The organism is Gottfriedia sp. NPDC057991 (assembly GCF_042886615.1).
Taxonomy (GTDB): Bacteria; Bacillota; Bacilli; order Bacillales; family Bacillaceae_G; genus Gottfriedia.
The window spans coordinates 515,771-542,617 of the sequence record NZ_JBHVQN010000003.1 but is presented as its reverse complement, the minus strand read 5'-3'; the positions used below and the strand labels follow the sequence as shown (position 1 = coordinate 542,617).

Annotated in this window: 25 protein-coding genes; 14 read left to right on the top strand and 11 right to left on the bottom strand. The window is 32.8% G+C overall.

The window, feature by feature from the left end; translation table 11 throughout:
* Positions 1-20: 20 nt before the first annotated feature.
* Positions 21-746 (top strand): trehalose operon repressor, encoded by a 726-nt coding sequence (gene treR, locus ACFVR2_RS14025; RefSeq protein WP_387362619.1) that lies wholly within the window; start codon positions 21-23, stop codon positions 744-746.
* A gap of 319 nt (positions 747-1,065) precedes the next feature.
* On the opposite strand, the gene ACFVR2_RS14020 is transcribed toward treR, so the two are convergent.
* Positions 1,066-1,935 carry an acyltransferase gene (locus tag ACFVR2_RS14020; protein ID WP_387362617.1) on the bottom strand — a complete coding sequence of 290 codons (870 nt, stop codon included), beginning with the start codon at positions 1,933-1,935 and terminating at the stop codon, positions 1,066-1,068.
* Positions 1,936-2,327: 392 nt separating this feature from the next.
* Here ACFVR2_RS14020 and ACFVR2_RS14015 point away from each other — a divergent pair, with 392 nt between their 5' ends.
* Complete coding sequence (locus ACFVR2_RS14015; protein ID WP_387362615.1) at positions 2,328-3,524, top strand: class I SAM-dependent rRNA methyltransferase; 1,197 nt, start codon at positions 2,328-2,330, stop codon at positions 3,522-3,524.
* 35 nt (positions 3,525-3,559) lie between these two features.
* On the opposite strand, the gene pepT is transcribed toward ACFVR2_RS14015, so the two are convergent.
* From pepT to ACFVR2_RS14000, 3 genes are all read right to left on the bottom strand, one after another.
* Positions 3,560-4,798 (bottom strand): peptidase T, encoded by a 1,239-nt coding sequence (pepT, locus tag ACFVR2_RS14010; protein WP_387362613.1) that lies wholly within the window; start codon positions 4,796-4,798, stop codon positions 3,560-3,562.
* Positions 4,799-4,887: 89 nt separating this feature from the next.
* The gene (locus tag ACFVR2_RS14005; protein WP_387362611.1) at positions 4,888-5,523 is read right to left on the bottom strand and encodes a lysoplasmalogenase; all 636 of its coding nucleotides are present in this window, start codon (positions 5,521-5,523) and stop codon (positions 4,888-4,890) included.
* Positions 5,524-5,654: 131 nt separating this feature from the next.
* Positions 5,655-7,238: a L,D-transpeptidase gene (locus ACFVR2_RS14000; RefSeq protein WP_387362609.1), complete on the bottom strand. Its 1,584-nt coding sequence runs from the start codon at positions 7,236-7,238 to the stop codon at positions 5,655-5,657.
* Between the two features lie 345 nt (positions 7,239-7,583).
* Between ACFVR2_RS14000 and ACFVR2_RS13995 the strand changes: the two genes are divergently transcribed.
* Positions 7,584-9,764 (top strand): DNA topoisomerase III, encoded by a 2,181-nt coding sequence (locus ACFVR2_RS13995; RefSeq protein WP_387362606.1) that lies wholly within the window; start codon positions 7,584-7,586, stop codon positions 9,762-9,764.
* A 37-nt stretch (positions 9,765-9,801) separates the two neighbouring features.
* Here ACFVR2_RS13995 and ACFVR2_RS13990 read toward each other — a convergent pair whose 3' ends face one another.
* Positions 9,802-10,299 (bottom strand): precorrin-2 dehydrogenase/sirohydrochlorin ferrochelatase family protein, encoded by a 498-nt coding sequence (locus tag ACFVR2_RS13990; protein WP_387362604.1) that lies wholly within the window; start codon positions 10,297-10,299, stop codon positions 9,802-9,804.
* Positions 10,300-10,573: 274 nt separating this feature from the next.
* Between ACFVR2_RS13990 and ACFVR2_RS13985 the strand changes: the two genes are divergently transcribed.
* Entirely contained in the window at positions 10,574-11,113 is a 540-nt protein-coding gene (locus ACFVR2_RS13985; RefSeq protein WP_387362602.1) for a PTS sugar transporter subunit IIA, read from the top strand.
* A gap of 26 nt (positions 11,114-11,139) precedes the next feature.
* Here the strand turns inward: ACFVR2_RS13985 and ACFVR2_RS13980 are convergent, their stop codons facing one another.
* Positions 11,140-12,189 (bottom strand): acyltransferase family protein, encoded by a 1,050-nt coding sequence (locus tag ACFVR2_RS13980; RefSeq protein ID WP_387362600.1) that lies wholly within the window; start codon positions 12,187-12,189, stop codon positions 11,140-11,142.
* 359 nt (positions 12,190-12,548) lie between these two features.
* Between ACFVR2_RS13980 and ACFVR2_RS13975 the strand changes: the two genes are divergently transcribed.
* From ACFVR2_RS13975 to ACFVR2_RS13950, 6 genes are all read left to right on the top strand, one after another.
* Positions 12,549-13,469: an ABC transporter ATP-binding protein gene (locus ACFVR2_RS13975; RefSeq protein WP_056469135.1), complete on the top strand. Its 921-nt coding sequence runs from the start codon at positions 12,549-12,551 to the stop codon at positions 13,467-13,469.
* Entirely contained in the window at positions 13,466-14,563 is a 1,098-nt protein-coding gene (locus ACFVR2_RS13970; protein WP_387362597.1) for an ABC transporter permease, read from the top strand. The genes ACFVR2_RS13975 and ACFVR2_RS13970 overlap by 4 nt, the downstream gene beginning before the upstream one ends.
* Positions 14,564-14,761: 198 nt before the next feature.
* Positions 14,762-16,909: a YhgE/Pip family protein gene (locus ACFVR2_RS13965; protein WP_387362595.1), complete on the top strand. Its 2,148-nt coding sequence runs from the start codon at positions 14,762-14,764 to the stop codon at positions 16,907-16,909.
* Between the two features lie 110 nt (positions 16,910-17,019).
* The gene (locus tag ACFVR2_RS13960) at positions 17,020-17,946 is read left to right on the top strand and encodes a glycosyltransferase family 2 protein (RefSeq protein ID WP_387362593.1); all 927 of its coding nucleotides are present in this window, start codon (positions 17,020-17,022) and stop codon (positions 17,944-17,946) included.
* Between the two features lie 112 nt (positions 17,947-18,058).
* Positions 18,059-19,042 carry a YeiH family protein gene (locus ACFVR2_RS13955; protein WP_387362591.1) on the top strand — a complete coding sequence of 328 codons (984 nt, stop codon included), beginning with the start codon at positions 18,059-18,061 and terminating at the stop codon, positions 19,040-19,042.
* 76 nt (positions 19,043-19,118) lie between these two features.
* Positions 19,119-19,787, top strand: a complete 669-nt coding sequence (locus tag ACFVR2_RS13950) for a uracil-DNA glycosylase (RefSeq protein ID WP_387362589.1) — start codon at positions 19,119-19,121, stop codon at positions 19,785-19,787.
* A gap of 208 nt (positions 19,788-19,995) precedes the next feature.
* On the opposite strand, the gene ACFVR2_RS13945 is transcribed toward ACFVR2_RS13950, so the two are convergent.
* Positions 19,996-20,808, bottom strand: a complete 813-nt coding sequence (locus tag ACFVR2_RS13945; protein WP_387362587.1) for a Cof-type HAD-IIB family hydrolase — start codon at positions 20,806-20,808, stop codon at positions 19,996-19,998.
* 139 nt (positions 20,809-20,947) lie between these two features.
* Between ACFVR2_RS13945 and ACFVR2_RS13940 the strand changes: the two genes are divergently transcribed.
* Positions 20,948-21,235, top strand: a complete 288-nt coding sequence (locus ACFVR2_RS13940) for a YwdI family protein (protein WP_387362585.1) — start codon at positions 20,948-20,950, stop codon at positions 21,233-21,235.
* Positions 21,236-21,253: 18 nt separating this feature from the next.
* The gene (locus ACFVR2_RS13935; RefSeq protein ID WP_387362583.1) at positions 21,254-21,619 is read left to right on the top strand and encodes a DUF423 domain-containing protein; all 366 of its coding nucleotides are present in this window, start codon (positions 21,254-21,256) and stop codon (positions 21,617-21,619) included.
* A gap of 51 nt (positions 21,620-21,670) precedes the next feature.
* On the opposite strand, the gene gerQ is transcribed toward ACFVR2_RS13935, so the two are convergent.
* From gerQ to hemQ, 3 genes are all read right to left on the bottom strand, one after another.
* A complete protein-coding gene (gene gerQ, locus ACFVR2_RS13930) occupies positions 21,671-22,063 on the bottom strand; it encodes a spore coat protein GerQ (RefSeq protein ID WP_387362581.1) in 393 nt (130 codons plus the stop codon).
* Positions 22,064-22,091: 28 nt separating this feature from the next.
* Positions 22,092-22,520, bottom strand: coding sequence for a cell wall hydrolase (locus ACFVR2_RS13925; RefSeq protein ID WP_387362579.1), 429 nt, complete (start codon positions 22,518-22,520; stop codon positions 22,092-22,094).
* Between the two features lie 221 nt (positions 22,521-22,741).
* Entirely contained in the window at positions 22,742-23,488 is a 747-nt protein-coding gene (gene hemQ, locus ACFVR2_RS13920) for a hydrogen peroxide-dependent heme synthase (RefSeq protein WP_387362577.1), read from the bottom strand.
* A gap of 235 nt (positions 23,489-23,723) precedes the next feature.
* On the opposite strand from hemQ, the gene pta reads away from it, so the two are divergent.
* Positions 23,724-24,695 (top strand): phosphate acetyltransferase, encoded by a 972-nt coding sequence (gene pta / locus ACFVR2_RS13915; RefSeq protein WP_387362575.1) that lies wholly within the window; start codon positions 23,724-23,726, stop codon positions 24,693-24,695.
* A 156-nt stretch (positions 24,696-24,851) separates the two neighbouring features.
* Here pta and lipL read toward each other — a convergent pair whose 3' ends face one another.
* On the bottom strand, positions 24,852-25,700 hold the full coding sequence (gene lipL, locus ACFVR2_RS13910) for an octanoyl-[GcvH]:protein N-octanoyltransferase (RefSeq protein WP_387362573.1): 849 nt from the start codon (positions 25,698-25,700) through the stop codon (positions 24,852-24,854).
* A 197-nt stretch (positions 25,701-25,897) separates the two neighbouring features.
* On the opposite strand from lipL, the gene ACFVR2_RS13905 reads away from it, so the two are divergent.
* Positions 25,898-26,821 carry an iron-hydroxamate ABC transporter substrate-binding protein gene (locus ACFVR2_RS13905; protein WP_387362571.1) on the top strand — a complete coding sequence of 308 codons (924 nt, stop codon included), beginning with the start codon at positions 25,898-25,900 and terminating at the stop codon, positions 26,819-26,821.
* The last annotated feature ends 26 nt before the right edge of the window (positions 26,822-26,847 follow it).

Below are 26,847 nucleotides of genomic sequence, written 5' to 3'. Positions count from 1 at the left end.
AATTTTTCTAGGTGATGAAAATGAACGCAAAGTATATTTCGATCTATCATAAGTTAATTGAACAGATTGAAAAAGGGGCTTTTACTGTTGGTAGTAAAATACCTTCTGAAAAGTCATTAATGGAGCAATTTGATGTTTCTAGAGATACAATTAGAAAATCATTACAAATGCTTGAGCAAAACGGTTATATAAATAAAGTCAAAGGTAAAGGTTCGTTTATTTTAGACACTGCAAAATTAAATTTCCCAGTAACAGGTTTAATTAGTTTTAAAGAATTATCAAATCAAATCGGTAGAGAAGCAGAAACGATTGTAGAAATTCTTGAAAAGAAGTGGCCTAGTAAGTTTATAAGAGAACAACTAGAAATAGATGACCAAACAGCGATTTGGAAAGTAGTTAGAGCTAGAAAAATCGACGGGAAAAAAATAATTTTAGACAAAGAGTACTATAATTGTGCATATGTCGAAAAACTTTCTAAGTCAATCTGCGAAGGGTCAATTTTCGACTATGTAGAAAATACTCTACATTTAAATATTGGCTTTGCGAAAAAAGAAATTGTCGTACAAGCTTGTACAGAAGATGACCAAAAATATTTAGATTTAGATGGCTATGATATGGTAGTAGTTGTAAATACTTTCGTCTATTTAGACGATGGTTCTCTATTACAATACGGTCAATCTAGACATAGACCTGATAAGTTCAAATTCGTTGATTTTGCTAGAAGAATAAAACAGGTTAATGAATGAATTTAAAACCTTATTCAATTTAGATATAGACTGCACCCCTTAAAGTAGATGTTGAAAAAACCATTTGTAGGTCAACATTTACTTTAAAGGGTGTTTTTTATGGCTAAAAAGTTCAAGTTCTTACGTGGTTGTCTATATAACTGTGTAAAAAAAAATACTTAAAAAACTGGTTAATGGCTCAACATGAATAAAAAAAGAGCTATTTCCAAGAAAATAACTCAGTTTTTTTACATTTCTATTTTGGGGGATCCTGACCAGTGTGATCTTTACTTTTCCTCTATTAAACTAAAGCATGCGGCATGTATTTACTTCTTTAACATTAAATACCCATAAATATTTTTTTAATTCTTTCTATAAAACTCTGCTTAACAATAGGCTTTCCAATGAAAAAGCGGTTTTTGTTTCGGTTCATCTGCAAATTCTCTTTTATAAAATCAAGTTTTTCTGAAACCAACTTTAATTCTGTTAATGATTGTTCAATTGAAGAAAATGGGAACACCTCAGTCTGATTATATGAATAAATATATTCGTCACTCTCAAAAAGTTCATGACTTCGTGTTTCTGATTCTGTAAACGCATGTACGCTGTCACTAGCATAAAAAATCGATTCACCAATTTTTCTTGCTGGATTTCCCGCATATGAAGAATTAGATTCAATTTTTTTCCCACTAACTAACGACATGCCTCCTATAATACTGCCTGAACCAATTTGTGTTCCTTTTAAAATAAAAGCATGTTGACCAATCCAAACATGATCGCCAATATAAATGCTTTTGCTTGGGTTAATCCTTTTTTTCGTAAAAGAATCATAAATTAGATGAGGGTCAGCTGTTCTAAACCAACAGTCAAATGAAAATAAACAACCTTCTCCTACAACTATATTTTTTTGTTCTGAAATAATTAGATTTAATTTATTGTTAAAATAATTATCTCTTCCAAAAAATAATACAGAATTATTGTAAACAATTGCATTGAGTATATAATTAAACCTGTTTTTACATAGAAAAATAATTGTATCATTTCCATTAAACTCAATAGTACTATCTACTAAATGAACATGATCATTATCACAATAAAGAATATTTCCTTTTCCTCTAAATATTATTTTTGAATTTGTTAATTTAGGGTTCCCTATTATGTTATTCTCTTTTAAGTCTTCTATTTGTTTTGTTTCATTAATAATCTCCATATTTTATTCCCTTTCACTTAGAACAAAAATGTGTTCTAGCCCAAATGTTTTGGCGTTTACTTTAGTATTACCACTTTTGCAATTACACTTAAAGGTATTTGTGATATTAATATTAAATGGACTAGCAATGAAAGAGATTATGTTATTCTTCCTATTTAAAAACTACGATCATTCTTGCTTAGAAAAAGATAGATTGTAATTAAGAGATTAAGTAACTTGCTTGTCATGTTATAATTAAGGACTTGACAGCGCTTTGTGTATGAAATGGCTTCAGCGGTTAGTCCAAATAAAAGATTAAATATTACCAAAATCAGCAGTTTTGTCTAACGGGTCACACTATAATAATAGATTATGGAAATAATGAGTAAAAAAGAGAATGAATGGATGGGCTTATGGATAAAGAAATGAATCTAAAAATTAAACAAAAATTTGTAAGAGATTATAAAAACGGGTTTCCACTAATTTCAAAAGATTCGATCGTGAATAGTAAAGATTTAAAAAATGAAGGTACGATAATTAATCTAGTAGATGAGCGTAATGGTTTTATCGGAAAGGGTTACTATGGAAAGCAAAATAAGGGTTTAGGTTGGATTCTTAGCCTAAAAGAGCATGAAAAGATTAGTCCTAGGTTCTTTGAAGATAAAATTAAACAAGCAATCGAAGACCGCCAACAATTTTATAATAGCTCTGATACGACAGCATTTAGAGTATTTAATGGAGAAGGCGATGGGATTGGTGGATTAACGATTGATTTTTTTGACGGATTTTATTTAATTAGTTGGTATAGCGAAGGAATTTATCAATTCAAAGATTGGGTTATTCAAGCATTAAAGAATATTGTCGAATTCAAAGGGATTTATCAGAAAAAGCGCTTCGATACAAAAGGTCATTATATTGAAGAAGATGACTTTGTGATGGGGGAAAGAGGTCAATTTCCTATTATCGTAAAGGAAAATGGAGTTAATTTTGCTATCTATTTAAATGATGGAGCAATGGTAGGCGTATTTTTGGATCAACGCGAAGTTAGAAAACTAATTCGAGATAAATATGCTTATGAGAAAACAGTTTTAAATACTTTCTCTTATACAGGCGCATTCTCTGTCTTTGCAGCAGTTGGAGGGGCAAGTAAGACTACTAGTGTTGACTTAGCTAATCGGAGCTTAGATAAAACAAAAGAACAATTTAAAATTAATGGAATCGATCCTGCTACCGAAAGCATTGTCGTTGAGGATGTATTTCATTACTTTAAATATGCAGTTAAAAAGAACCTTTTATTTGATATGGTTATTTTAGATCCACCAAGCTTTGCAAGATCTAAGAAACATACCTTTAGTGCCGAAAAGGACTATAAGAACCTGTTGAAAGAAGCGATTACGATTACAGAAAATGATGGTGTAATTGTTGCTTCAACGAATTGTAGTACTTTTGGAATGAATAAATTTAAAGGGTTTATTGACACAGCCTTTAAAGAATTAGGCGGGCAATATAAATTAATGGAAGAATTCAGCCTACCTAATGATTTTAAAACGAATAAACAGTTTAAAGAAGGTAACTATTTAAAAGTCGTATTTATTCGTAAAATTAAGTAAAAAAATGGACTGACAGATCTGTCAGTCCTACTTTTTTACTTTGAAGTTGCTTTTTGTTCATATAATTTGATCACTTCAATCATAACATTCGTTGCTTTAACCATATTGTCGATTGAAATGTATTCAAATTTACCGTGGTAGTTTTCTCCTCCTGTAAAGATATTTGGAGTAGGTAGTCCCATATATGAAAGCTGTGAACCATCTGTACCACCACGAATTGGTTCTACAATTGGTGTAATTTCTAAGTTTGTCATTGCTTCGTGAGCAATATCAACAACCTCTTTAACAGGTAAGATTTTCTCACCCATATTATAGTACTGGTCTTTTAACTCTAAAATTATGTTGTCACCATGTGTTTCTTTTAATTGATTTACAATATTCGACAATGTCTCTTTTCGATTAGCAAATTTTGTTTTATCATGATCTCTAATAATGTAGTGCATTTTTGTTAGCTCTACATCACCTTCAATTGATACTAGATGATAAAAGCCTTCGTAACCCTCAGTTGATTCTGGCGCTTCTTCAACAGGTAATAAATTATTTATTTCCATGGCAATTTTCATAGAATTTATCATTTTACCTTTAGCAGTACCTGGGTGCACATTTTTACCTTTTACCGTAATCATTGCACCTGCAGCATTAAAGCTCTCGTATTGAAGCTCCCCTAGTGGACCACCGTCCATTGTGTAAGCATATTTAGCATCAAATGCTTTTACATCAAATTTATGTGGGCCTCTACCGATCTCTTCATCTGGTGTGAAAGCGACTCTTATTTTGCCGTGTTTAATTTCAGGATGTTGAACTAAATACTCCATCGCAGTCATAATTTCAGCGATTCCAGCCTTATTATCTGCACCAAGTAATGTTGTCCCATCAGTTGTCATTAATGTATGACCTATATATTTAGTTAACTCTGGTGAATGACTTGGAGATAATACAACATTTAAACTCTCATTTAAAACGATGTCATTTCCATCATAGTTTTCAACTAGCTGAGGGTTAACATTTTTTCCTGTAAAGTCTGTCGCTGTGTCTAAATGTGCTAAAAAACCAATTGTCGGAATATCTTTGTCGGAATTTGCCGGAAGTGTAGCCATTACATAACCATTGTCATCCATTGTTATGTCGACTATTCCAATTTTGTTTAACTCTTCCACTAACATGCGCCCCAAAGTTAATTGGCCAGGTGTAGAAGGGCATGTTTCACTACTTGCATTTGATTGTGTATCAACTTTTGCATAACTAATTAAACGATTAATTAACTCATTTTTCATATGAAAATCTCCTTTTTTACATTTCATAATCCATGGGTAATACGCTTTCATTTTTTATTGTAGTTCTTTCTTTATTTGAAAGTAAAATATTACGCAACTCTCTTTCTATTTATAATGCTTTTAGCGATTAAAAACTGTGCTGAGTAGTAGGTGATCATGATTAATTCGTGACCATATTTAACGCTTTCTACAAATAAATCCCACGATAATATAGAATCTGAAATGATGAATAATAGACTCCCAAAAATAGCCCATTTGTTTCCAGTCATACTGGCTGTAAATACCATTAAAGAAATTGCTACTGAATATGCTATTACCGGAATAACTAAGCTTTCCTGTCCACTTTCGTTTAAAGACTTTACTAAATTAGAGCATAGAAAAAACGCATAAATTGCAATTGGAATGATCGCTAGTGCGCGATAAATTGAAAATTTCCATCCTGATATAAAACCGGCAGCGTAAAGCAAATGCCCAATTAGAAAAGCACTTAAACCGACAACAAACCAGATTAACGTTCCGTCACCAATCATACAAAAAATAAGACCTAAAAGTATAAGAACACGATATTTAGTTGATTGATAAGGAATTTGTGAATAGGCATAACTGATAATCAACACCATTGGAATTATCTTAAATAGTATTTTTATGCTTACAGGCTCTGAAGGAATAAAAAAGATATAGAGAATACTAAAAAATAAAATAAGTATAGGTAAATACCTCTTCAAAATAAAATTACCCCTTTCTAACTATTTCCTTTTTACTAAATATTATCAGTGAAAAGTGAAAAGAATGCTATTAGAAATAAGATAGCAGTCTATTAAACTATAAAAAAAAGCAAACCGGAAAGGTTTGCTTTTTACGCGATAGCTATTCCATATGAGTGAGCAATCTGCCCGTTTGTACTGGACGATTTTGCAATAATAACTGTCGTTCCAACATTTATTTGATCGAATAACCATTCAACCTCACTGTTATGCATTCGAATACAGCCGTGACTAACTGATTTACCAATTGAGCTTTCATTAGCATTTCCGTGTATTGCATATGAGTTTCCAGGAGAACTTCCCATACTTAAGCCCATCCATCTTTTACCAAGTGGATTATTTGGAGCTCCGCCAGGAATATTTTCCTTATACCAAGGTCTATTTTTAATCTTGTTTAAGATTTTAAACTTTCCAGTAGGTGTAGGAGAGGAGGCTTTTCCTGTTGCTACACTAAATGTTTTTATTAGTTTTCCCTTGTTGTAATATGAAAGTTTATTTGTTTTTGTATTAACAATAATTAGCTGCCCATTGGAAAGGGGTTGGGAGCTCTTTGCTTCGGTAAATGAAGGCTTACTTTGATTTCCAACAGCGTCAATTGATTGTACTTTTATAGTCGTAAATACTTTTAATTTACTGACCTTAAAAGTATAACTACCATTCATTGATGCAGGCGTTTTTGCGGTATATTTACCATTTAGATACAGTTTAACGGAAGCATTTGGTTCTGTTTTTCCACTAATGACAGTAGCATTTTCTTTAACTGTTTGGATTGTAGGTGCTACAGGTGCAGTACGATCTAATACACGAATTGAAATAGGTTTACTTTGATTTTTACTCTTATCAACTGCGACAACTTGAAGAACAGTGTTTGCCTTTTGCTTCGTCATTTTAATAGTAAACTTACCTGCCGTGTTAACTTTACCTTTTGCTAATACTTTCTTGTTTAAGTAAATGAGAACATCAGCATTCGGCTCCGACTTACCTGATATACTTTGAGATTGATCTGAAATTGAAGGTATTGAAGTGATAGAAGGTGCGATTACATCTGAAACATATGATGTAGCAATTTTACTTTTTAATCCAATTGAAACACCAACTGCATTTATTTTAGTGAATTCTTTTAGAGGTTTAGTATTAAATTGAAAATTGCCTTTTGCATCAGTTTGTACAGTACTTACCAGCTTATTATTGATGAGAATTTGGACATTGCTTTTTTCTAAAAATGCTCCTGTCACGGAGGTAGATTTATTAGTAATTAGATTGATTTTTGGGGTTGGTAAATCTTTAATCATAAATTTAATATTCTGGTCTGAAACTGTTAGAGTTTGATCACCTAGCGTAATTGAACTTAGTTGATAAGTACCTTTTGTAAAAGAAGCTGTAACGCCTATTTTTCCAGAATAGTAAAGATCTGATGACGATGGATTTTTTAGTAAAACTTCTGTCAAATTAGTTCCATTTTTAAACGTTAAAGATACATTGTCGAAATGTTCTTTAGTCGTTAAGCCAACTTCAATCGATTGTCCAAAAGTGGCTTCAGTAGTGTTTAAATTTAGATTATCTATATAGTTCGATAACTCACCATCACTAAAACCTTGAGAAAAAGAAGTTGCATTAGCTGTGGGTAAAAGGAATAAAAATACCCCTAAAAGTACAGATACAATCTTATTTATCATTGTCTCTCTCCTTATATATGGAATTAATTACTAAATTTGCTATATAGGGAGTGAATTCCTTTGTTTTCTTAGTAAAATAAAACGTCAATTTTCAGCAAAAAAAGAACATTTGTTGAAAAAACAGGAAGAGTCGGAAATATAGTAAAATTAGGTAGAATAAAAGAGAAGACGGATATTTTTGTAGAATTAATGTATTTTTTAAATCTTATATTGTCATAACTTACCCTCTTTCTTTAATCCTGTAATTTAGGTTTTCCCTATTATATTCCGTTCACTTCCCTTTCCCCTGTCCTTAGTGTTAAAGTTAGTTAATAAGAAAATTGTAAGTAAATTAAGGAGTATGATATGAGTAAAACTGTAGTATTAGCGGAAAAGCCTTCAGTTGCTAGAGATATAGCTAAAGTGCTGGGGTGCAATCAAAAGGGTAATGGTTTTTTAGAAGGTAAAAAGTATATTGTGACCTGGGCATTAGGGCATCTTGTGACTTTGGCTGATCCAGAGGGTTATGATAATAAGTATAAGTCATGGAATTTAGAAGATTTACCAATGATTCCAGATAAATTAAAGCTTGTTGTTATTAAAAAGACAGGCAAGCAATTTCAAGCTGTAAAAACTCAATTATTAAGAAAAGATGTTTCAGATATCGTGATCGCAACGGATGCAGGGCGAGAAGGTGAGCTTGTTGCAAGGTGGATTCTTCAATTGGCAAAGGTTAATAAACCAATTAAAAGGCTGTGGATTTCTTCTGCAACAGATCAGGCAGTAAAAAAAGGCTTTGAAAGTTTACGGAGTGGTAAGGAATATGAAAATCTATATCTTTCTGCTGTAGCAAGAGCTGAGGCAGATTGGATCGTGGGGATTAATGCAACAAGAGCACTTACTTGTAAGCATAATGCTCAACTTTCATGTGGTAGGGTTCAAACTCCGACACTTTCGATGATTTTAGAGCGTGAAAAGGAAATAAAAGAATTTAAGCAACAAACTTATTACGGGTTACAAGTATTAGCAAATAATGTAACTTTTACGTGGCAAAATCGTAAGTCGAATGACCAGAAAATTAAAACCTCCGATGAATTACAAAAAATTATTGGAGCGATAAAAGGAAAACAGCTAAAGGTTAAGGAAGTTTCGACTGCGGAAAAAAAATCTTTTGCTCCACAGCTTTACGATTTAACTGAGCTGCAAAGAGAAGCGAATAAAAGATTTAATTTTTCACCTAAAGAAACCTTATCCATCATGCAAAAGTTATATGAGCACCATAAAGTTGTCACGTATCCACGAACTGATTCAAGATACTTATCATCGGATTTAGTTGATACATTAAAGGAACGTTTATCAGCATGTAACATAAAACCTTATGGAAAAATCATTATGAAGTTAACGAATCAACCGATTAAAGTTAATAAGTCATTTGTAGATGATAATAAAGTTTCAGATCACCATGCGATTATTCCAACAGAGCAGGCACCTATATTGAGTGAACTTTCTTCAAAGGAATTTAAAATATATGAACTAATCGTAAGAAGATTTTTAGCAGTCCTATTACCTCCGTACGTATATGAACAGGAAAAGGTTATCGCAGAAGTTGATAATGAGGTATTTGTTGCAAAAGGTAAAAGGGTTATATCACTGGGCTGGAAAGAAGTCTTTAAAGACGAAGACGATCTTGACAGTACAGAAGATCAACGATTACCAGTTATTAATGAGAATGAGCGTCTTGAAGTCGCTAAAGTTATAGAAACAAAAGGGTATACGAAACCACCAGCATACTTTAATGAAGCTACACTTTTAAGTGCAATGGAAAATCCAGTACATTTTATGTCTGGTAATAGTAATGATTTAAAGAAGACGATTGGCGAAACAGGCGGATTGGGAACAGTTGCAACAAGAGCGGATATTATTGAAAAACTTTACAGTAGCTTTTTAATTGAAAAAAAGGGAAAAGATATTTTCATCACAAATAAAGGCAAACAATTATTAAACCTTGTTCCAGAAGCTTTGAAGTCACCAGCTCTAACGGCTGAGTGGGAGCAGAAGCTTCAAGCCATTTCCAAAGGTAAATTAGCTAAATCTAAATTTATGAGTGAAATGATTAGTTTCTCTTCAGATGCTGTGAACGAAATAAAACAAACTGAACAAAAATTTAAGCATGATAACATGACTAGTACTAAATGTCCTGACTGCGGAAAGCTTATGTTAGAAGTAAACGGTAAACGTGGAAAAATGTTAGTTTGCCAGGACAGGGAATGTGGTCATCGTAAAACCATTTCACAGTCAACTAACGCGAGATGTCCTAATTGCTTCAAACGTTTAGAGCTAAGAGGAGAAGGAGAAGGTCAAATTTTTGTATGTGCATGTGGGCATAGAGAAAAACTTTCTACTTTTAAAGATCGCCGTTCGAAAGAAAAAAATAGTAAAGTTTCAAAACGAGATGTTCAAAAATATTTAAAACAACAGATCAAACAAGATGATGAACCATTTAACAACCCATTTGCAGAAGCCTTAGCAAAGCTAAAAAAACAATAAAGGCAGAGACTCTGCCCCTCTAACCAGTCATATGAGTTTACTCTATGACTGGTTTTTTTCGTTCAATTGCATATTCATTTACGACTTCACTATAATGATCGTCAAAATAAGTGTCTAGTTCCTTTTTTATCTTTTTTGATAGGACTGGACTTTTACCTGAAGTTGAGACTGATACAATAAGGTCTCCTCTACGAACCACAGCCGGTGTATGGAAATCACTATTATTTTGATCACTTACATCATTAAACCATTGGAAATCTGATGTGCAATCTTTGACGAATTTATTTAAATTTTTATCATCTGTAGCTGCAATAACAATATGAGATCCAGTTAGATCAGCTTTCTCAAAATACTTATTTATCCATTTTATTGTAGGTAACTGTTTAAATTCATCACATAGTTGAGGGCTAATAATCGTAATTGTAGCACCACTTTTTATAAATGCTTTTGCTTTTCGAAAAGCGATTTTTCCTCCTCCGATGATCGCTATCTTTTTGTTTTGAAGTGAGAAAACTAATGGAACCATTTCAGTCATCTAATCGCTCCTATCTATTAATTATATGGACAAATAGTAATGCATCATTATTTTATCATATGTATTGCCAATTTTTAGAACTAGCTAATAAATGATTCATGAGAGGATTTTTCATGTCTTTTATTGTAGAAATGATACAGTTTAGTTAATAATTCAATAAAAGTTCATCTTTTCTTTAGCATTAAAGTATTTTTTCTGTTAGGATAATTAGTATTATTTATTATGAAAAGATAATGATAAGACTGGAATCTAATTTAAAGAAAAGGTGAGTATTATGTTTAACAAATTAAAAAAAATGTTCGGTTTAGAAGAAGAACAACAACAAGGATCTGCTCCTGTAACTAAAGAAACAGCTAAGGAAGTTGTCATTAAAGCGCCATTAACTGGAGAAATCCATCCACTATCTGAAGTGCCAGACCCTGTATTTGCAGAAAAAATGATGGGTGATGGTTTTGCTATTACACCTTCAGAAGGTGTTGTCGTAGCTCCTTTTGACGGAGAAATCGTACAAGTATTCCATACGAAACACGCTATTGGAATTCGTTCAAATGAGGGTGTTGAAATCTTAATTCATGTTGGACTAGAAACAGTTAAACTAAATGGTGAAGGTTTCGATGCTCATATAACAGAAGGACAAAAAGTTAATGCTGGAGATCATTTATTAACATTCAATATTGACTATATAAAAGAAAATGCAAAAAGCACAATTACTCCAGTTATTTTCACAAATGGAGATGCACTAGAAAACATTAAAGTTACAGCAACTGGCTCAATTCAAAGAGGTTCAGATGCAGCTGTTGCTACATTAAAATAAAAAAAATAGCCCTAGGGCTATTTTTTTTATGCAGTTCTTACTTTTAAATGTTGTTTTCGTTTTACATTTAAACCAATGAACAACGGTTTTATAGTAGGTTGTGTTTCAATAATAAATTTCTTCGCAACCATAGGTACGGCTAAACCAATCATTGTGTACAATAACGGCCCATAATCGAAAAACTGTGAAAAAACAGCATTTGCAAAAATGTGGATGTACATAATCGTTAATGATTCTTTACCAAATATTGTGCAAGGCTGAATAAATCGAAGCTTTGCAAGCTTTTGACATAAATAAAGTACGGCAATCGTCATTGTAATTGGAATTAATGCATCTAAAAAAAGATGGTTATATCTTAAATATTTAAGACTTAAATGGTAGTCTAATTTATTCAATTCATACAGGGTCATATAACCGATGCTTAGCGTAATACATGATAATCCCAGGAAGTTAGAAATGGACGCTAACAGTTTTTTTGTAAAGAATCCTAATCCTAAAAAGAAAATAGCTAGTAAAGCAACATCCATATTCCAAGGAATCGAAATTTGATTAAAGGTATTTTTACCAATTTGTGGAATTAATTTAATTGTTTCAAAATGTGCAAACAAATAGCATGCAATAACGATGAATAGACGGGTACTATTCTTTTTAAAGTATAAGCAGATTAACGCAAATAATATTTGAGTAATAAATAAACATGTCACATACCAAAATACGCCATGGACTCCAGTAATAAATCTACCACCAATTAACAAAGAAAGGACTTCTTTTGATAAATTTGATTGGTTAATAGTTCCGTTTAGTACCTCTATGGCGATGTTATATAAACTAAATAAAACTAAATACGTACAGTAAGGTACAAGCAATCTACATGTTAGTTTTTTTATAAAAAATTTAAGTTCATTAATCGAATTGACCGGTTTAAATAAATAGCCACTAATAATAAAAAACAGGGGCATATGGAACCAGTAAATAAATGTAATAGAATCCGGACCTTCTGTAGAATGACCATAAACAACCAAAAAGATGCCGATCATTTTGGCAACATCCAACCATTTTTCACGTTCTATTTTCATTTTATCACCTTGTTTTTATGGCTCGCTTAAAGCAAAAAACTTCAAATCATAGCCAATTTTTTTAAATAATGTCCAACATATTGTAACGGATGAGTATTACAAAGCGACAACATGGACGTTACAATCAAGTTATAAAATGTAAATAAATATTTCATAAATGCTCTAAATAAATTTTGGGATTAAGCGTAGCACCGAACAATGCCTGTTGGTAAAAAATGTAAATTTTTATTAAAAATTATTAATAATCAGTTCTTTCGACAAATAAATTATGTTTTGCAATATATACTTAGCAGGCTGAATTAAAAAAGATAGTGCACTTTTTAAATAATCATTTAATTAGTCGAGGTGAAGGAAAAACTATGGGCTCAATTATAAAAGTTGAAAATCTTAAAAAGAGATATGGAGATTTTTACGCTGTAAATGGAATTAGTTTTGAAGTTGAAAAGGGTGAAGTTTTTGGACTACTCGGTCCAAATGGAGCCGGTAAATCAACGACAATGGAAATGCTTGTAGGATTAAGAAAACCAGATGAAGGTACGGCTACTATTGCAGGGCATGTGATCGGTAAAGACTCATATAAAATCAAACAAGAGATCGGAATACAACTCCAATCAACATCATTATTTGAACTGTTAAAAGTAAAGGAAATCATTGAAATGTATGCAAGCTTTTATCCAAGTCATATCCCGATTCAACCGTTGATTGATGAAATGCTTTTATCTGAAAAGCAAAATAGTCTAGTAAAAGGATTATCAGGTGGACAAAAGCAGCGATTAGCAATTGCATTAGCATTAATTCATGATCCTCAAATCATATTTTTAGATGAGCCAACTACAGGACTTGATCCACAAGCTCGTAGAACGTTGTGGGATATCATTTTAAAATTAAAAGAACGCGGTAAAACAGTCGTTTTATCAACCCACTATATGGATGAGGCTCATGTACTTGCTGACCGCATTGGTATCATGGATAAAGGCAAATTAATTGCGCTGGATACACCAAACAATCTAGTTAGTTCAATTTCTGCAGAGAGTGCGGTTGAATTTAAGACAAAACTACCAGAGCAAGAAGAAAAGTTTGCACATTTAGACAGTGTAATGAATGTCGTGATCAATCATGATTTCGTCACATTGTATACTCGGAACTTACAAGCTTCATTAATGGCCTTACTTGAGTATACAAAAGATCAAGATATGACGATTTCGGATTTATCGACTAGAACTGCGACTCTTGAGGACGTATTTTTACATATGACTGGAAGGGGGTTACGTGAAGAATGAAAGCTTATTATCAATTGACTTTAGCGCAACTCCGGATTTATGTACGTAATCGTCAAGCACTAATTTGGACACTATTATTTCCGTTTTTCTTTATGATTATTTTTGGATTAATGTTTAAGGATGGGAATACAACTAGTTATTCCGTAAACTTAATTGATTATGATAACACTCAAGCAAGTAAACAAATTACAACTGTTTTAGATAAACAAAAATCGCTTAAAATTCATAAAAAAACAAATGAATTAAAGTCTAGGAAATTATTATCTGATGGTAAAACCGATTTTGTAATCGTCATTAATAAAGGATTTCAAAATCAAGTGACATCTAAACAACAATCCGCTCCTGCACAAATAAAAGTACTTTATAATGAAAGTAATGCGGCCCAGCTTCAAGGTGGAATAGCAACAATTACAGCATATGTTGATGCCGCTAGTAAACAAATGGCAGGGTATACACCTAAAGTCGTAACAGACTTTAAAGGGGTAGCTGGAATTACGCTTTCATATTTAGACTTTTTAGTACCTGGAATTATTGCAATGCAAATCATGAATAATAATATGAATGGTGTCGCAGGCCAAATTGCGTCTTGGAGAGAACGAGGAGTTTTAAGACGAATGCAAGGCACCACGTTAAGAGCCTCAACGTTTATTGCCGCCCAAATTACAGCAAGGCTAATATTGAATAGCTTACAAGCCATCTTAACAATTCTAATTGGCTATTTTGGATTCGATGTAAGTATTCGAGGATCATTTCTATTAGTAGTGTTATTTGTAGTATTAGGTACATTAACATTTATGAGCATTGGATTTATTATAGCTAGTTTAGCGAAAAGTCCAGAAAGTGCTGGACCAATTGCAGGTTTCATTTCGTTCCCACTAATGTTTTTAGGTGGAGTATTTTTCCCTGTAAATAATATGCCAGAATATTTACAACCGATTATAAAGACAATTCCAATTACGCACTTATCAACTGCGATGCGCGATATCATGAATGTCGGAGCATCATTTGGAGATTTACTTCCAGATTTCGGATGGTTATGTGTCTGGATGGTCGTAAGCTTCTTAATCGCTGCACGTACTTTTAGATGGGAGTAAGGGCAGAAATTAGATATTGATTAATGTAGATAAAACAAAGGAGTTTAAAGAATTTGGTTAGAAAAGACTTTCGCTAATTTTAGTGAAAGTCTTTTTGTTTTACCTTTTCTTTATCAAGTCTCTTTCATACTACATTAAGAATAGTTATGCATTATTTATTGCATACTACTTAAAAAATTAAGATTAGGTGAGTTATAGGTGAGTTCAATATTTGAAATCTATTTTCGTGATGTAAAGCGGGTTGTAACAAATTGGGCTGCATTGATGATTATTATTGGTTTAATTATCATGCCCTCAATGTATGCGTGGTTTAATATAAAGTCCTCTTGGGATCCATATGGAAATACAAAGGGCTTAAAGATCGCAATTGTAAATGAGGATCGTGGTGCTACTGTCTTAAACAATAAAATTAATATCGGAAACGAAGTGATACATTCTTTAAAACAAAATCCTTCTTTAGGCTGGAGATTTACAAGTAAGAAAGTCGCAAATGAAGGGGTTAAACAAGGAAAATATTACGCTAGTATTTTAATACCGAATAATTTTTCAAATAAAATTAGCACAGTTTTAACAGATTATCCTCAAAAACCTGAACTAATTTATCAAGTGAATGAAAAGCTAAATATAGTTGCGCCGAAATATACTGAAAAAGGTGCAACCGGTATTGCCAGTGAGATTACAAAGAAATTTGAAAAGACCGTAAGTAAGGAAGTATTGCAGGAATTTAATAAAATAGGAATCGATTTACAAGCAAATTTACCTGAAATAAAAAAATTTGAGCAAATGGTTTTTAAGCTTGAAAAAGATTTACCCGAAATAAAGACAACTGTGAATACAGCCTTAAATGACTATAAAAAAGTACAAAACGTTATTCAAACTACAAAAAAAGACATGGAATTGATTAATAACATCGTAGCAAACGGTGAAAAATTAACAGCTAGTTTAAGTGGTTTTTTTAATCAAATTAACCAATCAATTCAAGATTCAACTCCATTTATTAAAGAGACGCTAAACCTACTCCAGAACCAGTCTGTTGTTATACAAAGTACATTATCACAATTACAGGATCAAACGATTAGTCAAGACGAATCGATGAGGCTATCGAATGATATCGAAAAAGTACTACCGAATTCAAAAAATATGGTTACTTCTTTAAATCAAGTTCTTCAATCGTTTAATAGCTTAGGCACTACAGCAGATTTTAGTAAAGATGTTAGTGCATTAAAGGATCTAGAAGCAGATTTAATGGTGATTCAAAATGAGAATGCTCAATTAAAAAGTGCAATACAAAGCGGAAACGACCTACCGAATGATTTACTTCAAAAAATGAATGAGAGCGCGGCAAGTATAAATAACAAGATAAACAGTTTAAATGGAAATTTTGATCAAGATTTAGCTCCAAAAATAAGTGAAGCTTCAAGATTAGTGAATGAATCAATAAAAAATACCCAGACTGTTTTGGCTGATGCAAAAACGAGTATACCTACAATAAAAGGTGTACTCCAGGATACATCAAATTTATTAGCAACGAAAAAAGGTGATATACAACAATTAGTAAATGAGTTACCTATGATTGAAACGAAAATAAAAAAAATAGCTAATGAGATTAGAAAGGCTAAAGAAAAAGGAAACATCGAGGATTTAATTAATTTTCTTCGAACAGATATAGAAAAGGTAAGTGACTTTTATTCTAACCCAATCCTAATTAAAAAGGAGCGAATGTTTCCAATACCGAATTATGGTACAGGTTTGACTCCATTTTATACAACATTGTCGTTATGGGTAGGAGCTTTATTAATGGTATCGTTATTAACTACTGAAGTTCATGAAGAAAAGCCATATAAAAGTAGAGAAGTTTATTTTGGAAGATTATTGACCTTTATTACTATTGGGGTATTACAGACATTAGTGGTGACTACTGGTAACTTCCTGATACTAGGTACATATGCAGCAAGTAGAGGTTATTTTATCTTATTTGCACTATTAATTAGCATTGTATTTACGTTTATTGTTTATACGCTTGTTTCGGTTTTCGGAAATATTGGGAAAGGCATCGGTATTATCTTTTTGGTTCTCCAAATATCTGGAGCGGGAGGAGTTTATCCGATCCAAGTAACTCCGCCATTTTTCCAAAAAATAAATCCGTTTCTACCTTTTACCTATGCATTAAGCTTGTTAAGGGAGGCGACTGGTGGAATCGTATGGGATACCATTTATAAGGACCTTCCAATATTAATTCTTTTTGTCATCATTGCAATCATAGTGGGGGTTGTTCTTAAAGCACCTATTAATAAAAGAGCAAGTAAAATTGTAGATCTTTCTAAGAAAAGTAGACTCATCCATTAGTCGTTCGAAAAAAATAAATTCATATAAAAATCATTGAACTGTTTTGCCAAGTGCTATAACATAGATAAAAGTTATATCTTCATAGCTTTTAGGAGAAGTAGGTGTTTTGTATGAAATTATCAGTTGTTGTATATTGTTATAACAATGGAGAAAATTTTGAGAGATTTCACGTTAATTTATCAAATACAGTAAAGTTACTTAAAGAAGATTATGAAATTATCTATATAAACGACGGAAGTGAAGATGATACACTACTAGCACTTCAAGTTGTTGCAAATCATAGCAGTCATTTGAAATATATCTCGTTTACTCGCCGTTTCGGAAGAGAGGGAGCAATTTGTGCTGGACTTGAACATGCAAAAGGCGATGTAGTTATCCTAATGGATGGAAACTTTGTACATCCACCGAATGTTATTTTAGAGATGATGGATGAATACAAAAAAGGTCATAACCATGTGGTGGCTTCAAAAAAATTAGAGAATTCAGTTCTAAAAAAAGCAAAAAAAGGCATTTTTGAAAAGGTCATTAAAAAAATTGTAGACCCTGATATTTTGCAAAACGAATCAGGCTTTCGTTTGTTAAGTAGAAAAGTAGTGAATGCTATTTTAAGTATGCCAGAATCAAACCGCTATTCAAAAGGTATTTTTAACTGGATTGGTTACAAGATAAAAACGATTGAGTATGAAATCACATCAAGAATTATTAACAAAGAGTCAGAGGTAAGAAGACTAGATTCTGTAAAAAAATCCATTGAGTATATATTGTGTTTTAATACAAGACCATTGAGGTTGCTAACGAAAGTCGGATTATTATTAATTGGTATAAGTCTTGTAATCTTTATTATGATGAGCTTTAAAGTAATTTTTGTTGGGATTAGAATTCCTGGTTTATATACGATTTCCAATTTCATTATGTTATTTGGCGGAGTTCAAATCTTGATGATTGGAGTATTAGGAGAATATTTAGGTAAGATCTATTACGAAACAAAAAGAAGACCCCAATACATTGTTGAGGCTTCAAGCTACGATGAAGATTAAATTTTACGATATGATAAATTTGGAAATTCGACAAGAATCTTGTCGAATTTCTTTTTTCATTACATAATATTTAAAGATAGAATAATATTTTAATGAAAGCTTGGAGAATAATATGGGGAATATTTATAAAGCTCTTCCAGGGGTCGCTCTATGCCTTTTTATTGCACTTATTAGTGAATCACTTTCTTATATATTACCGGTTGGAGCAGCTACATTTTCAATATTAATCGGGTTGATTGTCGGTAATACAATACACTTAAAGCCTTATTTTGAAGGCGGTAGAAAGTTTGCAGAAAGTAAATTATTAGAGATCTCAATATTTCTATTAGGTGCAACGATCAGCATTCAAATGATTAGCTTATTAGGATTAAAAGGAATTTTGTTAATCGTGACACAAATGTGTTTAGTCATCATTTTTACAATTTGGTTAGGCGAAAAATTAGGTTTTGGTTTGAATTTTAGCTATTTAATGGCAAGTGGAAATGCGGTTTGTGGTTCATCAGCAATTGGCGCAACAGCCCCAGCTATACAAGCCACTCAAGAAGAAAAGGGACTGGCTGTGACACTTGTGAATATGATGGGAACAGTCTTAATGTTTATTCTGCCTTTAATAGCATCTGTATTATATCACTCAGAAACATTGCCAACCTCTGCACTAATCGGAAGTACATTACAATCAGTGGGACAAGTAGTTGCTAGTGGTAGTTTAGTGAATGATGAAGTAAAGAATTATGCGACTTTATTTAAACTGATTCGAGTAGTTTTTTTAGTTTTTGTAGTATTTAGCTTATCTACTATAAAAAGAAGACACTTAGCGGAGGATTCGATTGAAAAAGTAAAAATCCAATTTCCTTGGTATGTAATTGGATTTGTCATCCTTTGTGTTTTTTATAGTTTAGGAGTGATACCAAGTTGGGCTGCGAATATTTCAAATAAGACTAGTCACTTATTTGAAATTATTGCACTCGCTGCAATTGGTTTAAATGTAAATCTAAAAATGATCATTAAACAAGGGAAGTCACTTTCACTTTATGCATTAAGCATCGTAGGTTTTCAAATCATCATCGCAATTTTATTAATTCAAGTAATCTATTAATAAACGCGAACAACGACAAGAAACAACAAATCATATCTATTTCTCGGGAAATTTCGTCAGGAAAGGTGGTATTTCATTGCTTAAACTATCATCAAATTGGAGAGAAAAATTAAAACCAGAGTTTGAAAAACCGTATTTTAAAGATTTATTGCAATTTCTTGAAAAAGAATACAAAGAACAAACAATATACCCTGCCAAAGAACATTTATTTCAGGCTTTAAACGAGTGTTCATATGAAGATTGTAAGGTAGTAATTATTGGACAAGATCCTTATCATCAGCCAGGTCAAGCGCATGGGTTAAGTTTTTCTGTATTACCGGGGGTAAAAATACCGCCTTCTTTAAGAAATATTTATAAAGAATTAAAAAGTGATTTAGGGATAGAAATACCCACGAGCGGATATTTAAATAATTGGGCAAAACAGGGGATTTTATTATTAAATACTGTTTTAACTGTTCGTGAAGGGGAACCAAATTCCCATAAAAATAAAGGGTGGGAACTATTTACGAATACGATTTTATCCGAGTTAAATAAGCAAGAACGTCCGATTATTTTTGTTCTATGGGGTAAACATGCCCAAGCTAAAGAAGAATTGATTACGAGTAACCACCATATAATATTAAAATCACATCATCCAAGTCCATTGTCAGCTAGTAGAGGATTCTTTGGAAGTAAACCATTTTCACAAATTAACCAAAAACTAGTAGATCTTCAACTGGAACCGATTGACTGGACAGTTGAGTAGTCTATAAACGGGATTTAAAAAAGTTTCTCTTTTTGGACATCCCTCATCTTGTAGATAAAGTACTGATAACATGATTATCAGACTGATTGCAAGCGCTTGTCTTTCGAGGCGCGCAAGTTACCCTTACGCGGTAATGAGCACCACAGACAGCGAGCGTTTGGCGGGCAGTCTGAGGGTTGTCTTTTTAGACAACCCTTTCTTGTCTTTATTATTTATTACTCAATATAAACTTTTCAACAACTTCAGCGACGCCATCTTCATTATTTGTAGCAGTGACATAATCTGCTTGTTGCTTAATTTCTTCAGGAGCATTTCCCATCGCAACGCCTAGTCCCGCAAATTTAATCATCGGTAGGTCATTATATCCATCTCCTACAGCGATTACTTCGTCCTGTCTTATTCCTAAAATTTGAATTAAGTGATTTAGACTTTTACCTTTATCTACTTCACTGTTTGTTAATTCTAAAAAGAACGGCTTCGAGCGCATGACACTAATTTTACCTTCAAGCTCTTTTTGAAGTATTTTTTCAACTTGAGCTAGTTTTTCTGGGTCCTCTAACATTAACAATTTCACAACATCATTTTGCACATGCTCGGTAAAGCTGCTTACTTCTTTAATTTGCATGCCTGTGAGTTGGCCTTCAATATCAGTATATTGATTCCCTTGTTCTGTAATAATATCATTTTCAACATATGTATGAACGAAGACATTATGTTTCTTACTAATCTCATAAAGTTCATGTGCTTGCTCTTTTGTTAGCGTACATTCATAAACATTATTTTTTGTTTGATAATCAGTAATGATCCCCCCGTTAAATGATAGAACATAGCTACCATAATCATGTAGTAATAGTTCCTCAGCTATCTTATGCATTGCAAAGGTTGGTCTACCGGAAGCTAACACTACTTTTACACCCATATCTTGAGCTTTGAGTAAAGCTTCCTTCGTTCTTTGCGAAATAACATGTTGATCTGTTAAAAGTGTGTCATCGATATCCAAAACGATCATTTTATAGTTCAAATTACATTACCTCCTAAAAATTAACTTTTTTAGTATACCACCGTTCGATTAAAATAGTGCTTAGTTTGGTTGGTATTCGCTTTCAGAAAAAAGCCATAGTATAATAGGGTTTATTGGATTGTGTTAAAAAAGTTTGGTGGTGATTTATCTGAATATCAGTGTAGAAAAAGTAATCCAGCAAATTGAAAATGAGTTACATATGGCAAAAGTAAGTACGCAAAAACCTGGACAGCTTCGAGAAAGAATTGCCAGTATTCGTTCTTTATGTGAGTTACTTCTTGAAGACGAGAGCAGTGTAGAGATTCCACAGAATATAGTAACGAGTAGTATCGTTCAATCAATACCAAGTCAGCCTATTATGTCCGGATCTTCTGTTATGCCTAAATTAGATGACTCGGAACAAAGTGGATCATTATTAGATTTTTAAGATAAAGGGGGAGAACAAGTGAAACTATTTTTCTTATTTGGTAGTATTTTTGCATTTTTATCGATTGCATTAGGTGCATTTGGAGCACATGGACTTGAGGGGAAAATTTCCGAAAGATCACTTCAAATTTGGCAAAAGGCTGTTCAATATCAAATGTTCCAAACAGGTGGACTATTTATTATTGCATTTTTAATTGATAAATTTGGTTCAACAACTCAATTAATGTGGGCGGGATGGTTATCTATTATAGGGATCATCTTATTCTCAGGAAGCTTGTACATATTAAGTGTATCTGGAATTAAAATATTAGGTGCAATTACTCCATTAGGTGGTTTAGCATTTTTAGTAGCTTGGATTTTAGTAGGGATTTCAGTAATGAAATAAAAAAAGTGTTCAATAAAAGTGCAATTATTGCACTATATTGAACACCTTTTTTTATAGTTGATAAGGCAAAGCTACTTCTTCGTCAAATGTGACGTAATCCAAGTAAATTGTCAACAGTATGAAAGTTTTGGTTGTATTTACATCTCTGAGTACAATATGGTCACGTCCAGCTCCCATAATATACCCTACAAATACTTGTTGTTGGTGACCAGTAAACGTCATATAAACCGTAGCAATTTTCCCACGATTGGCTCTAAGGATATTTTCTACATAGGATTGTTCAAACATTCCAGCCGAGGCGGTAACTTGACCTTGTTGGGTAATCATACCGCCTGATGGGGCTGCATATCCTTGCCCCTGTCCGGTTTGTTGTCCTTGCCCTTGCCCTTGGGCAGGTTGCGCCGCACGATAAAGATTTGGATAATATTCGTAAGGATTACTCAAAGAAAAAACCTCCCTTAGTTAAATCAAACTAAACACTGTAAACTTTAGGACAATCTTGAGAAGTTGGTTGATAAAAGCAATGCGATTTAAATCTTCCTGCTAGTTTTTGGTTAAACCAAGTTCCTGGGCATGAACCTGCAGGTCGGAAGAACCATAGGCCATAAGTAGCTGGCCAGAAACGCTGCCCTGCTATTACTTTTCTAGATAGTTCAATATCTTGGTCCCTGGCACGCTGATAAAAGTAAGATTTTTGAACAGCTTCGAATCCACCTGGATTCTGATAAACCATATCTGTTAAACTTCGAATGTCTCTAAAATCTAAGCAATCACATAAGACCCTATTAACACATACATTCCCAACCATTAACATACCTTCTTTACCTTCGCCTTCAGCTTCAGCACGCATTAACCTAGCAAGCAAAGCAACTTCAGCGTCAGTATAACGTATTACAGCCATAAAAAAGCCTCCTCATCCGAATTAAATATTCTGCATGAATCCCATTGGTGATCGGAAAGCGAGGACTAATTAGTTCGTTCACTACTGTAACTATATTAAAATTGAAAGAAACATATGACATCTTTTCCAACGGGAAAATAAAAAAACTCCTCAAAAAAGAGAAGTCTTTTAATTTATATACTATGACTAACCGTATTCAGTGGATACTCTTAAGTATTCAATTATACGTAAAGATATTTCGAGAATGCATCTTCTTTTAGAATTGTTCCAACAAAGAATGAACCGAATACTCCATAACGAGCACTTACTTCATCAAAGCGCATTTCATAGATTAATTTTTTGAATTGTAGTACGTCTTCAGAGAATAAAGTAACGCCCCATTCATAATCATCAAATCCAACAGAACCAGTAATAATTTGTTTAACTTTACCAGCGTAAGTGCGACCAATTTTTCCGTGGCTGTACATCATTTCTTTACGAGCTGCTGAAGGAAGCATGTACCAGTTATCTTCACCTTCACGCTTTTTATCCATTGGATAGAAGCATACGTATTGAGATTTTGGTAAAGCAGGGTAAAGCCTAGCGCGAACATGTGGATTTTGATATGGATCGCCATCTTCTTCGCTTAAGTAATTACTTAATTCAACAACAGAAACGTATGAATAAGTTGGAATCAAATATTGAGATAATGTAGTTTTGTTAATTTCTGTTTCAATATGTAATAACTCATCCATTGTAGGTCGTAAAACCATAAACATAATGTCTGCTTTTTGACCTAAAATATTGTAGATAGCATGGCTACCTTCACCAGAATCAGCAACTTGATTCCATTTTGAGAAAACTTGTTGGAACTCTGTGATTGCTAGTTGACGCTCATCACTACTTAATTGTTTAAAAGCATGCCAATCCATACTTCTAAAATCATGTAAACAATACCAGCCATCTAAAGTTTTTGCAGCTTCACTCATTTTAAATCCCCCAAACGTTATCGTATTGATTTTCATTTATATAGCATACTACAAATAAAAGTATTTTGTAAAAACATACAAAATTATACAATATCCAAATTTAGTTAGAAAATTAGGAATTAATTTACTTTAAATGATAGCGCTTTATTAAATATATTATATTTTTCATTATACTAAAAAGGTTTTATTCTAATTATGTACAAATAAAATTATTTTAAAAATTTCGGAGGCTATTATGAGCAATCTATTTGAAAGTATTAAACAAAAAGTATCAGGTAAAGGTATTTCGATTGTTTTACCAGAAGGTACAGATGAGAGAATCTTAACAGCAGCTGACAGACTAGCGAAAGAAGATGTATTAAAACCGATTTTAATAGGTAACGTAGAAAGCGTAAAAGAAAAAGCAAGTAGCTTAGGTTTAGAACTTCAAGGAGTAGAAATTTTAGACCCATCTACTTATGAAGAAATGGAGCAATTAGTTGCATCATTTGTTGAACGTCGTAAAGGAAAAGCAACAGAAGAGCAAGCTCGTAAAGCATTATTAGATCCAAACTACTTTGGAACAATGTTAGTATATGCTAACAAAGCTCAAGGATTAGTTAGTGGTGCAACACATTCAACTGCAGATACAGTACGACCAGCGCTTCAAATCATTAAAACAAAACCAGGCGTTACAAAAACATCTGGTGTATTTATCATGGTTCGTGAAGATGAGAAATATGTATTCGCAGATTGCGCGATTAATATTGCCCCAAATAGCCAAGACTTAGCTGAAATTGCAATTGAAAGTGCAAAAACAGCTAAACTATTTGACATTGACCCTAAAATTGCAATGTTAAGCTTTTCAACTAAAGGATCTGCAAAATCGCCTGAAACTGAAAAGGTTGCAGAAGCAGTTAAAATTGCAAAAGAGCTTGCTCCTGAATTAACTTTAGATGGCGAGTTCCAATTCGATGCAGCATTTGTACCATCTGTTGCAAAAAGCAAAGCTCCTGATTCAGTTATTCAAGGTGATGCTAATACATTTGTATTCCCAAGCTTAGAAGCAGGTAACATTGGTTACAAAATTGCTCAACGTTTAGGTAACTTTGAAGCAATCGGACCAATCCTACAAGGCTTAAATATGCCTGTTAATGACCTATCTCGTGGTTGTAACAGTGAAGACGTTTATAAATTATCAATCATCACAGCTGCTCAAGCACTATAATTAGGGCAGATTAAGTAAAAAGAGTGCTCTTAAGTCAATGAACTTTTGAGCACTCTTTTTTTATTAGAACAATTTGTGTTAGTTTAATTTTAAAAAAACCAAAAGGTATTTATCAGCCTTTTGGTTTTTTCAATTTAAAGAATCCTTTTTCTGTTCTTATGATTCTTGCATAGAACTTATTTCCGAATTACGATCGATCATTCGTTGCAAATGGTAATTATATAATTCTATTTCATCATCAAGTAAAGAGTTAGGAGTTAATTTTGGAGTTAATTTAAGTAATGATTGAAGTAGTCTTGTCATTACATCCGTCACTGTGAGATTTAATGATAGTAGTTCGGAAAGAGATGCCATTGTATTAGGATTAATTGTAGGATATTTAAATGAAGTTTCTTTGTTGTCAATCGCAATTTCATAAAAATCTTTAATAATTGAAGCACGTTCTGAACCACTTTCGTTAATACATAAATAAATTTGAACAGCAACCCCTTTACGGATCCGACGCTGAGAGATACCCGCAAACTTCTTGTCATCAATGCTTAAATCAAAATCACCTGGACAATATGATCCGACTATTTCTTTAGCAACTATTTTATCTGTTAAGTCCTTAAACATATCTTGAATTAGTGCATACATCGTTTCATAGCCATCATTAATTTGCAGCTTATGTTCAGCCTCTGGAAAGAGGATCGATATATTTAGAACACCTTCATCTAAAACAACAGCAAGCCCACCAGAATTTCGTACGATTGCTTTGTATCCATGGTCATTAAGAAATTTAACCCCATTTGTTAGATTCGGTAGTCTAGTATCTTGTATTCCTAGAACGATTGTATTGTGGTGTACCCATGTTCGAATTGTTGTTGGAGACTCCATTTTCCCAATTTTTGTACATAATGTGTCATCTAATGCAAAAGATTGGATCGCCTCAAAGGATGGCCCTAAAGTTGAGCCGTCTATAAAACGTATTTCATCTGTTTGTAACCGATTCAAATGTTGATTCATTAAATAAGCCCCTTGCGTTTTGCGTTTGTTTTCCTATTTTAGCATGATTTTAAACTAAATAAAAAAACTTCATATTCTGAATAGTAAATATAGGTTGACAATAATTTGAATCAAACATATAGTAAACAAAATAATGAAAATGATAATCGTTATCAATTGAATGTAAGGTTGATAATAATAAAAAAAAGGAGATTTAAATGAAAAAGTTATTATTACCGTTTATTCTTATTTTTGTATTAATCACGAGTGCATGTAGTCATAATTCGTCAGATAAGAAGGCTAGCACTTCAAATATGGACGATCAACCTAAAACATTTACATATCAATCGGAAACTGGACCAGTTGAAGTACCAACACATCCAAAACGCGTTATCTTACTTTCAGGTTTTACGGGTAATGTCATTTCTTTAGGAGTAAATGTTGTTGGGGTAGATGTTTGGTCAAAGAATAATCCAACTTTTAAGAAAGAATTAAAGGATGTAGCGGAAGTATCAGATGAGAATCTTGAAAAAATAATTGAATTAAAACCTGATTTAATTATTGGATTATCAAATAGTAAAAATATAGATAAATTGAAAGAGATTGCTCCAACGGTTACATACACATGGGGTAAGTTAGATTATTTAGCACAGCATATCGAAATTGGTAAACTGTTAAACAAAGGGAAGGAAGCCAGGGAATGGGTAGCTGACTTTAAACAACGCGCAGAAAAAGCCGGAGATGAAATTCGCGCTAAAATCGGTGAAGATGCAACTGTATCAGTATTTGAATCATATGATAAACAGCTATATGTATTCGGTAATAATTGGGCTCGCGGAACTGAAATACTATACCAAGCAATGAAATTAAGAATGCCTGAGAAAGTAAAAGAAGTGGCTTTAAAAGATGGTTATTATACACTTTCTACAGAAGTGCTACCACAATACGCAGGAAATTATATTATTTTAAGTAAATACGCAGATGCAGATATATCATTCCAGAAAACAGATCCATATAAATCTATTCCAGTTGTAAAAAATAATCGTGTATATGAAATGCTAGGCAATGGCACTTCGTTCAGTGACCCAGTTACACTTGAAAAACAGCTAGCGTTCTTTAAAAAATCATTTTTAGGAAATTAATAGATTGTAGAGGGAATTTCAAAATT